Source organism: Paraburkholderia sp., from assembly GCF_035948235.1.
Lineage (GTDB): Bacteria > Pseudomonadota > Gammaproteobacteria > Burkholderiales > Burkholderiaceae > Paraburkholderia.
Genome location: NZ_DASZJJ010000228.1, coordinates 24,071 through 33,397 on the forward strand (window position 1 = coordinate 24,071; position 9,327 = coordinate 33,397).

Here is a 9,327-nt window from a genome sequence, read left to right on the forward strand (position 1 = left end):
GTTGCGCTCCCGCGAACCCGCGCGCCCCTTGTGTGGACGCGCGCCGCGCAGGATTGCAACGGCTCCGTTCGAATACCGTTACAGGTCTTCCGAGCCGAGCAGCATCTCAGTGATGCCCTTGCCGGCCTGAACCATCGGCCAGACGTTTTCGGAAGGGTCGGTCTGGAAATCGAGGAACACCGTGCGGTCCTTCAAACGCAGCGCTTCCTTGAGCGCCGGTTCGACGTCCGCGGTCTTTTCGATACGCATGCCGACGTGGCCGAACGCTTCGGCGAGCTTCACGAAGTCAGGCAGCGCATCCATATAGGAATGCGAATAGCGCTTGCTGTATTCGATCTGCTGCCACTGGCGGACCATGCCGAGGTAGCGGTTGTTCAGCGAAATGATCTTCACGGGCGTGTCGTACTGCTTGCAGGTCGACAGCTCCTGAATACACATCTGGATCGAGCCTTCGCCCGTGATACACAGCACGTCGTCGTCCGGGTGCGCCATCTTCACGCCCATCGCCGCCGGCAGGCCGAAGCCCATCGTGCCCAGACCACCGGAATTGATCCAGCGGCGCGGCTGGTTGAAGCGGTAGAACTGCGCAGCCCACATCTGGTGCTGGCCGACGTCCGAACACACGAAGGCGTTGCCGCCCGTGAGTTCCCACGCCTTTTCCACCACGTACTGCGGCTTGATGATCTCGCTCGAACGGTCGAACTTCAGGCAGTTCTTCTCGCGCCAGCCTTCGATGTCCGTCCACCAGTCGGCCAGTGCGGCCGTGTCCGGGCCGTGTTCGGCGTGCTGAAGCTGCTCGATGAGCTCCTTGAGCACTTCCTTGACGTCGCCGACGATGGGGATATCGACCTTCACACGCTTCGAGATCGACGACGGGTCGATGTCGATGTGAATGATCTTGCGCGGACGCGAGGCAAAGTGCGCGGGGTCGCCGATCACACGGTCGTCGAAGCGCGCACCGATGGCGATCAGCACGTCGCAGTGCTGCATCGCCATGTTGGCTTCGTAGGTGCCGTGCATGCCGAGCATGCCGAGGAACTTGCGGTCGCTTGCGCGGTAGCCGCCCAGACCCATCAGCGTGTTCGTGACCGGGTAGCCGAGCAGATCGGCGAACTGGTTCAGTTCGCGCGACGCATCCGCGAGGATGATGCCGCCGCCGGTGTAGATATACGGACGCTTGGCCGAGAGGAGCAGCGAAACCGCCTTGCGGATCTGCCCCGAGTGGCCCTTTGTGACCGGGTTGTACGAGCGCAGCGCGACGTTTTTCACCGGTTCATACACGCACGGCGTCTTCGACACGTCCTTCGGAATGTCGATCAGCACGGGGCCGGGACGGCCAGTGCGCGCAATATAGAAAGCTTTTTTGACGGTAGCGGCGAGGTCGCGCACGTCCTTCACGAGGAAGTTGTGCTTCACGCAGGGACGCGTGATGCCGACCGTGTCGCACTCCTGGAAGGCGTCTTGACCAATCGCGGCGGTAGGCACCTGGCCGCTGATGATCACCATCGGGATCGAGTCCATATAGGCCGTCGCGATGCCCGTCACCGCATTGGTGACGCCAGGTCCCGAGGTCACGAGACACCCGCCGACATTACCGGTCGAACGCGCGTAGGCGTCGGCCGCATGCACGGCTGCCTGTTCGTGGCGCACGAGAACGTGCTGGATCTTGTCCTGCTTGTACAGCTCGTCGTAGATGTAGAGTACCGAGCCGCCGGGGTAGCCCCAGATGAATTCGACCTGCTCGTCGGCGAGCGCCTTCATCAGCACGGTTCCGCCGATGGAGTTTGCAGCTTGAGGGTCAGATTCTTGCGAGGGGGGGACCGACGTGGAGAATTCCGCGCTGGGCATATTCATCATTCACCTTTCGAATTTTCGGCAAAAAATTGATCGGGTGCTCTCTGCCGGGCTTGTGGCTCGGGTTCAAGCGGCGCGTCCAGTTGACAGATGAGCTTCTTGGGCCACATCCGAATTGAGACAAGTCACTTATGTTGCGAACCGTCGAAGATAGCGGCTCGAAAGCATTCGGTCAAGCGCTTCTTTTGCAATTCGCGCTCATTCGGCGCGCATGGGAAATAAACGTTGCGTATGCGACGAATCGGCGAGGGAATCGCCGACGAATCTTCATGCAGACCACTTGCGGACCTCTTGAGCAAAGCGTTGCGGGCATATTGCGCCGCTCGTTCAATCAAGGCGACTGAAATATTCACGCAAGGTCGATTGCAATTTCCCTGAAGCTCACTGAAAGTATCGACCGTGCCCTCTTCCGGTTCAAACGCAAACGTCTGGCCGGACTGCTACCCCGCTCGCGCGAAAATTTGCTAGCATCCGCGGGTTTTACGACATTTTTCGAACGATTACGCGTACGCTGGTGGCGGCGCCTGCAACGGATGGCATCAGACAAGGAACTCGCCGATTTCCTGGCGGGCGTCGAAAGGCGCGCGTTCAAGCAGACGGTCTACGCCGTGCGCGACGATGACGCGTCGCTCGATATCGTGCAGGACGCGATGATCAAACTCGCGGAAAAATACGGAGACCGCCCGCCTGCCGAACTCCCCCTGCTCTTCCAGCGTATTTTGCAAAACACGATGCACGACTATTTTCGTCGGCAGAAAGTACGCAATACGTGGGTGAGCCTATTCTCGTCACTCGGCGGCGCCGACGATGAGGAGTTCGATATCCTCGAAACTTTCGAGTCCGAATCGGGATCGCCGGGCGTCGAGAGCAGCGAGCAGCAATTCGAGCGCGAACAGATTCTCAAGCTGATCGAAGAAGAGATCCAGAAATTACCGGCACGTCAACGGGAGGCGTTTCTGATGCGTTACTGGGAAGATATGGATGTCGCCGAAACCGCCGCCGCCATGGGCTGCTCCGAAGGTAGCGTGAAAACGCACTGTTCGCGGGCCACGCACACGCTGGCCCAGGCGCTCAAGGCCAAAGGAATCACGCTATGAGCTCCGCTCTCGAAATCAAGGAATTAGAGTTCGTGCAGGGGATGCGCCGCGCGCTCGACGAGAGCGCGGCCAACCTGCCGTCCGCCACTACTGCCCGCCTTACCTCGGCCCGCAAGGCCGCGCTCGCCCGCAAGAAGGCCGAGCCGGTGCTCGTGCGCGTGCCGTCGCTGGCCGTAGCAGGCGCTGGTGCGGGCATGGCCGCGCTGCCGGGCGGGCTGCCGCCGCGCCGCCGCTCGGCGCTGGCGCGTTTCGCGCTGGCCTGGCCGCTTGCCGCGCTGGTGGCCGGCCTGTTTGCGATCGCTTATTTCGAAGACCAACAACGCACCGCAGAACTTGCCGATATCGACGCGGCCATGCTGAGCGACGACCTGCCGCTCACGGCCTATCTCGATCACGGATTCAATGCGTACCTGACGCGCGCGCACTAAATAAAGCGGGGGATTGACGGGGTGAGTTACAAGCGCGGCCTGGCCGTTGTCATCGGATGCGTGGTCACGGCTTTGGTGTCGTATGCGGCGACGTATCCGCGCTTTCACCCCGAGGCATCCGCCCCGGATTCGGCGCTCGCGCCGGCTGCAGCCGTGCAGGGCCAGCCATCGGCTTCCGACGCCTCCGCAGCGGCGGCGACCGTGGCCGCCGTGCCCGCGAACGATAACGCGGACAACCCGCTTTCCTGGTCGCGCCTGACCGACGCGCAGCGCTCCGCACTTGCGCCCTTCGCCAGCGAATGGGACAAATTCAGCGATCTGCGCAAGCGCAAATGGCTACGTATCGCCGCGCGTTACCCGAAGATGACGCCCGATTCGCAAAAACGCCTGCAGGAGCGCATGACCGAATGGGTTCGCATGACGCCCGAGCAGCGCCGCGTCGCGCGTGAAAACTACCAGGTTTCGAAGGAATTGCCGCCGCAGGCCCGCCAGCGCGCGTGGAAGGCGTATCAGGAACTCTCCGAAGATCAGAAGGAAAAGCTCGCCGCCAGCGAACGCAAGCGTCGCACCGTCGTGAGCGCGCCGCCTAGCGGCAACAAGAGCGAAATCCGCGATATCGAGCGCCTCGTCAACGAACGTGAGCGCCGCGCGCGGGCACGCACCGCCGCCGGAGCCTCCGTGCCGGGCGGCACCAGCGCGCCTGCTGCGCCGGGTCAGCCCGGCACATCAGGTCAGCTCGCCGAGCCGCCCGCTACCGCGATGGCGGCCAGCATTCCCGCCGCCGGCAGCTTCGAACCGGCAATCCCCGTGCCGGTCTCGCCGTCCGAGGCACCCGCCGCATTCAAGGGTTCCTGAGCCCAAGGTTCCGCGGCTTTTCACGTTTCCCCGCGTTTATGCGCGTCGCCGATCGCGGTTATGCTCACGGTGTCCCATCGTCGAGCCTTCGCGCCACCGTGACCGAACACGCCGCCGCCGCGCCCGCCCTCACCGCTTCCGAAGCGCACGCGTCCCACGACGCACCGCGCGAAACCGCTCCGCCCCCCGTGACCGTGCGCCGACGGCTCGCCGCGCTCGTCTACGAGAGCGTGCTGCTGTTCGGCGTGATCTTCCTTGCGGGCCTCGCGTTCAGCCTCGTTCTGCAGCAGCGCAACGGCTACACGTATCACCGGTTGATGGCCGTGTGGATTGCGTTCGTCGCCGGCGCGTATTTCGTCGGCTTCTGGCGCCACGGCGGCCAGACCTTGCCGATGAAAACCTGGCGCCTGCGCGTGGTCGGCCCCGATGGCAAACCGCCCACGACCGGCCGCGCCACGCTGCGCTACCTCGCGGCCTGGTTCTGGTTCCTGCCGCCGCTCGCGCTGCATCCGCTGCTGAAGCTCACCGTCCCGCACACGCTCGCGCTCGCCGCGATCTGGATCGTGCTCTGGGCCGCCAGCGGCCGCCTGAGCCGCGACCGCCAATTCCCGCACGACCGGCTCGCCGGCACGCGCATTGTTTCGGTGCTGCGCCAGCCGAGTTAAATCGCGCCGTCGCTAGCGCACCACGTCATCAAAGCGTCACGCCGCCACGCCCGAAAGTGGCGTGCGCAAGCATCGCTGCCTGCCCCGGCACGCCCAGCAAGGCGCCGGCGGCGCGCCTCTGTGACTGGCAAGGACTGCGTAACAAGACCTTCTTGTGAATGTCACGGCGCCGTCACGGCCTCATGGCGCAATGCGGCTATTGCAACCTGCCGCGTGAGCCATGGCCCAGAAGACGTCCGCGACCCCACTTTTCCGGCAGACCTCCGGTCAGGATAGCGATCCCGCCGCCTTCCATTCCGGTCCGGGCACCACCGCGTTCCCGACGCCGACGCTGCCCCTGAAAGACACCGGTTCCTCCGACTCGCACGACGACGATCACCCCGCCCCGCATCGATACCGCACGATCTGGCTCTCGGATATTCACCTCGGCACCAACGGCTGCCAGGCGAACTATCTGCTCGACTTCCTGCGCCACAACGAGTCGGATTATCTGTACCTCGTGGGCGACATCATCGACGGATGGCAACTGCGCAAGGGCTGGTTCTGGCCGCAGGCGCACAACGACGTCGTGCAGAAAGTGCTGCGCAAGGCGCGCAAGGGCACCCAGGTGGTGTACATCCCGGGCAATCACGACGAAGGCGCGCGCCAGTTCCACAACCTCGCCTTCGGCGACATCCATGTGCGCGAGGAAGCGTTCCACACGACGCTCGCCGGCAAGCGCCTGTGGGTCGTGCACGGCGATCTGTTCGACGGCGTGATCCAGCATGCCAAGTGGCTCGCCTATCTGGGCGATTCGGCGTACACGGTCATCCTCGTGCTCAACCGCTGGTTCAACCGCATCCGCGCGCGCATGGGTTTCCAGTACTGGTCGCTCTCGCAGTACCTCAAGCACCAGGTCAAGAACGCGGTGAACTTCATCTCCTCGTTCGAGCGCGTGATGACCGACGAAGCACGCCGCCGCGGCTGTGACGGCGTGGTCTGCGGCCATATCCACAAAGCCGAGATCCGCGAGATCGACGGCGTGCTCTATTGCAACGACGGCGACTGGGTGGAAAGCCTGTCCGCGCTGGTCGAAACCTTCGAGGGCGAACTGCGCATCGTCTACTGGACCGTGATGCAGTCGCCGCAAGCCCAGGGCGCAACGCGCAAGGCGCGCGTGAGCGCGGCCTGATGCCTGCGCTCATCCACAGCATTCGCTAAACCACCGCAACAAACCCCGAGGGCCGACGACCGATGAAAGTGATGATCGTGACCGATGCATGGGAGCCGCAGGTCAACGGCGTGGTACGGACCCTGAAGAACACGACGCGCGAGCTGATCGCGCTCGGCCATCAGGTCGAACTGCTCACGCCGCTGGAATTCCGCACGATTCCGTGCCCGACCTATCCCGAGATCAAGCTCTCGCTGTTCCCGCGGCGCCATCTGCGCGAGCGCATCGACGCCTTCGGCCCCGACGCCATCCACGTCGCCACCGAAGGCCCGCTGGGTCTCGCCGCGCGCCGCTATGCGATCGAGCACGACCTGCCCTTCACCACCGCCTACCACACGCGCTTTCCCGAGTACGTGCAGGCGCGCTTCGGCATTCCGCTGTCGGCCACCTACCGTTTCCTGCGCTGGTTCCACAAGCCATCGCTTGCGGTGATGGCGCCCACGCCGGTCGTGAAAACCGACCTTGAAAAATTCGGCTTCACCAATGTCGTGCTGTGGACGCGCGGCGTCGATCTGGAAATCTTCGAGCCGATGGATTCGAAGGTGCTCAACACGGCGCGGCCGATTTTCCTCTACGTGGGCCGCGTGGCGGTAGAAAAGAACGTCGAAGCCTTCCTCAAGCTCGATCTGCCGGGCTCGAAATGGGTCTGCGGCGAAGGCCCGGCGTTGGCCGAGCTGAAGTCGCGCTATCCGCAGGCGAATTATCTGGGCGTCCTAAGCCAGCCCGAACTGGCCAAGGTCTACGCCGCCGCCGATGTGTTCGTGTTCCCGAGCCGCACCGACACCTTCGGCCTCGTGCTGCTCGAAGCGCTGGCCTGCGGCACGCCAGTGGCGGCCTATCCGGTCACGGGACCGATCGACGTGCTGGGCACGGGCGGCGCGGGCGCGATGAACGAGGACCTGCGAGAAGCCTGCCTCGAAGCGCTCAAGATCGATCGCCCGACGGCGCGCGCCTGGGCCGAGCGCTTCTCGTGGACCGCCGCGTCCGAGCAATTCGCCTCGCATCTCAAGCCGCGCTCGCGCTCGACGATGCAGGAAAGCAGCGCAGCGGCTTGAATCTACCTCGCTCACGGACCGGAGAACGACGATGAACCGGCCCTGCGCCCCACTCTTTCCGCCGGCTGCACCCGCCCAGCCGGACCCCGACGATGGCCAGGACGTTCTCACGGAAGCCGCCGCGCCCGCCGTGCCAGACCCGGCGGGCGCGGCCTGCGCAGGCCCGACGGACTCGTCAGACATTTCCGGCGCAACCGGCAAGAACGCGTGCGATACTGCGGCATCAACTCGCACCGTTATGGCCCCACGTCCTTCGTCACCATCGCACGCCTCTGCCGCGCCTCGCGATTCCGAGACGCCGCAAGCCAGCAAGCCACCCACGCACGGCGGTCCCACGTCCGTCCATGCTCAGGGTGCCGCCAACGCGCCGCACGGCCCCGCGCAGGCCGAACCACCCGAGCCGCCGCATCTGCACGAACCGCTCGGCCCCGACGATCCGCTCGCGCCGCTGCCGTTCAACCCTTACAAGGGCAACCGCGGCGTCATGCGCGCCTGGAACGCGCTCAAATATTCGATCAAGGGCTTTCGCGTCGCCATCCGCGAGGAAAGCGCGTTCCGTCAGGAACTCACGCTCGCGGCCATCATGGTGCCGATCGGCGTATTCGTGCCGGTGGAGCCGGTCGAGCGCGTGCTGCTGCTCGGCTCGGTGATGCTGGTGCTGATCGTCGAGTTGCTCAATTCGAGCATCGAAAACGCCGTCGATCGCATCGGTCTGGAGCGCAACGAGTTGTCGGGCCGCGCCAAGGATCTCGGCAGCGCGGCCGTGACGGTCGCGCTCCTCACCTGCGTGATGACCTGGGGCTTGATCCTCGTACCGCGTTTCGGTCCCACGCTGCTGCACTGGATCGGCGCGCGCTAATCACCAGAACGCGCGCATGCGGTGACCCCATGCGCGCGCGGCCACCGCTCGCGGAACCTCGCGCCGAACCTCCCGCCGATTTTCTTCTTCCCCGTTGGCACGTTTCGCGCCCCTGGCGTCGGTTTATAATCGAACGACAGTCTTAAAAAACGACCAACCGCGTCCGGGCACCGCACAGCAGCCAAACAGCCGCGTTGCTCGCCCGACGCCGTACATTTCAGGGCCGGACGACATGGATGCGAAACCTCCCCGCCGCACACGCGAACGGATACTAGAACTGTCGTTGAAACTGTTCAACGAGATCGGCGAGCCCAACGTCACCACGACGACCATCGCCGAGGAAATGGAGATCAGTCCAGGCAACCTGTACTACCACTTCCGCAACAAAGACGACATCATCAACAGCATCTTCAGCCAGTTCGAGCAGGAGATCGACAAGCGTCTGCGCTTTCCCGACGACCATCGCGCCACCATCGACGAGATGTGGGCGTATCTGCAATACATGGTCGATTTCACGTGGCGCTACCGCTTCCTCTATCGCGACCTGAACGACCTGCTGGCGCGCAACCGCACGCTGGAGATGCACTTCAAGCAGATCATCAGCCACAAGGTGGCGTTCGCGAAGCAGTTCTGCGACCAGCTCGTGGAAGACGGCGAAATGGTGGCCACGCCCGCCGAAATCGCCGTGATTTCCACCAACATCGGCGTGATCGCCACTTACTGGCTCTCGTACCAGTTCGTGATGAATCCGCGCAAGTACAACGACCAGGAAGCGATCCAGGTCGAGCTGCATCAGGTGAGTGTGCAGATTGTTTCGCTGATGGCGCCGTACCTGCGTGGCCGCGCGAAGCAACTGTTCGACGATCTGGTTTCGGGCAAGCATCCGAAGCGCGAGTTCTACGACTATCTGCCGCCGCGCGACGGCGCAACGAAAGACAGCAAGGAAAGCCGCGAATGAAAGCCGTCTGTGTCTATTGCGGTTCCTCGTTTGGAGCCAAACCCGTCTATAACGAAGCCGCGCAGGCGTTTGGCCGCGCGCTGGTGCAAGCCGGCCTCGGGCTCGTCTACGGCGGCGGCAAGGTCGGCCTGATGGGCGTGATCGCCGATACCGTCATGGCCGAAGGCGGCCGCGCGATCGGCGTGATTCCCGAGCTGCTGGTGGACAAGGAAGTCGGCCACAACGGCCTGACCGAGCTGCACGTCGTGCCCGACATGCACCACCGCAAGAAGATGATGGCCGATCTGTCCGATGCCTTCGTCGCGCTGCCCGGCGGCGCGGGCACGCTCGAAGAGCTGTTCGAGGT

The 9,327-nt window shown here is 64.0% G+C and carries 11 protein-coding genes; 9 read left to right on the forward strand and 2 right to left on the reverse strand.

The genetic code is table 11. From position 1 onward, the window contains the following. Nucleotides 1-78: 78 nt before the first annotated feature. Entirely contained in the window at nt 79-1,854 is a 1,776-nt protein-coding gene (locus tag VG320_RS19855) for an acetolactate synthase 3 catalytic subunit (RefSeq protein WP_327201786.1), read from the reverse strand. 125 nt (nt 1,855-1,979) lie between these two features. After that, nucleotides 1,980-2,207, reverse strand: a complete 228-nt coding sequence (locus tag VG320_RS19860) for a hypothetical protein (protein ID WP_327201776.1) — start codon at nt 2,205-2,207, stop codon at nt 1,980-1,982. Between the two features lie 180 nt (nt 2,208-2,387). Between VG320_RS19860 and VG320_RS19865 the strand changes: the two genes are divergently transcribed. From VG320_RS19865 to VG320_RS19905, 9 genes are all read left to right on the forward strand, one after another. After that, nucleotides 2,388-2,951: an RNA polymerase sigma factor gene (locus tag VG320_RS19865; RefSeq protein ID WP_103701420.1), complete on the forward strand. Its 564-nt coding sequence runs from the start codon at nt 2,388-2,390 to the stop codon at nt 2,949-2,951. After that, on the forward strand, nt 2,948-3,379 hold the full coding sequence (locus tag VG320_RS19870; RefSeq protein WP_327201777.1) for a DUF3619 family protein: 432 nt from the start codon (nt 2,948-2,950) through the stop codon (nt 3,377-3,379). Before VG320_RS19865 ends, VG320_RS19870 begins: the two co-directional genes overlap by 4 nt. 21 nt (nt 3,380-3,400) lie before the next feature. Then, nucleotides 3,401-4,234, forward strand: coding sequence for a DUF3106 domain-containing protein (locus VG320_RS19875; protein ID WP_327201778.1), 834 nt, complete (start codon nt 3,401-3,403; stop codon nt 4,232-4,234). A gap of 98 nt (nt 4,235-4,332) precedes the next feature. Further along, nucleotides 4,333-4,899 carry an RDD family protein gene (locus tag VG320_RS19880; protein ID WP_327201779.1) on the forward strand — a complete coding sequence of 189 codons (567 nt, stop codon included), beginning with the start codon at nt 4,333-4,335 and terminating at the stop codon, nt 4,897-4,899. A 220-nt stretch (nt 4,900-5,119) separates the two neighbouring features. Then, on the forward strand, nt 5,120-6,070 hold the full coding sequence (locus VG320_RS19885; RefSeq protein WP_327201780.1) for a UDP-2,3-diacylglucosamine diphosphatase: 951 nt from the start codon (nt 5,120-5,122) through the stop codon (nt 6,068-6,070). A 62-nt stretch (nt 6,071-6,132) separates the two neighbouring features. Next, the gene (locus VG320_RS19890) at nt 6,133-7,164 is read left to right on the forward strand and encodes a glycosyltransferase family 1 protein (RefSeq protein ID WP_327201782.1); all 1,032 of its coding nucleotides are present in this window, start codon (nt 6,133-6,135) and stop codon (nt 7,162-7,164) included. A 31-nt stretch (nt 7,165-7,195) separates the two neighbouring features. Next, nucleotides 7,196-8,023, forward strand: coding sequence for a diacylglycerol kinase (locus tag VG320_RS19895; RefSeq protein ID WP_414696078.1), 828 nt, complete (start codon nt 7,196-7,198; stop codon nt 8,021-8,023). A gap of 232 nt (nt 8,024-8,255) precedes the next feature. Next, nucleotides 8,256-8,981 (forward strand): TetR/AcrR family transcriptional regulator, encoded by a 726-nt coding sequence (locus tag VG320_RS19900; protein WP_327201783.1) that lies wholly within the window; start codon nt 8,256-8,258, stop codon nt 8,979-8,981. Beyond that, nucleotides 8,978-9,327 (forward strand): TIGR00730 family Rossman fold protein (locus VG320_RS19905; protein ID WP_327201784.1); only part of this gene is annotated, 350 nt, incomplete at its 3' end. The genes VG320_RS19900 and VG320_RS19905, both read left to right, overlap by 4 nt.

Excerpts from the sequence above, each read along its gene's own strand:
- VG320_RS19855 (WP_327201786.1), bottom strand. The coding sequence starts at position 1,854 with ATGAATATGCCCAGCGCGGAATTCTCCACGTCGGTCCCCCCCTCGCAA.
- VG320_RS19895 (WP_414696078.1), top strand. The coding sequence starts at position 7,196 with ATGAACCGGCCCTGCGCCCCACTCTTTCCGCCGGCTGCACCCGCCCAG.
- VG320_RS19865 (WP_103701420.1), top strand. The coding sequence starts at position 2,388 with ATGGCATCAGACAAGGAACTCGCCGATTTCCTGGCGGGCGTCGAAAGG.
- VG320_RS19900 (WP_327201783.1), top strand. The coding sequence starts at position 8,256 with ATGGATGCGAAACCTCCCCGCCGCACACGCGAACGGATACTAGAACTG.
- VG320_RS19890 (WP_327201782.1), top strand. The coding sequence starts at position 6,133 with ATGAAAGTGATGATCGTGACCGATGCATGGGAGCCGCAGGTCAACGGC.
- VG320_RS19870 (WP_327201777.1), top strand. The coding sequence starts at position 2,948 with ATGAGCTCCGCTCTCGAAATCAAGGAATTAGAGTTCGTGCAGGGGATG.
- VG320_RS19885 (WP_327201780.1), top strand. The coding sequence starts at position 5,120 with ATGGCCCAGAAGACGTCCGCGACCCCACTTTTCCGGCAGACCTCCGGT.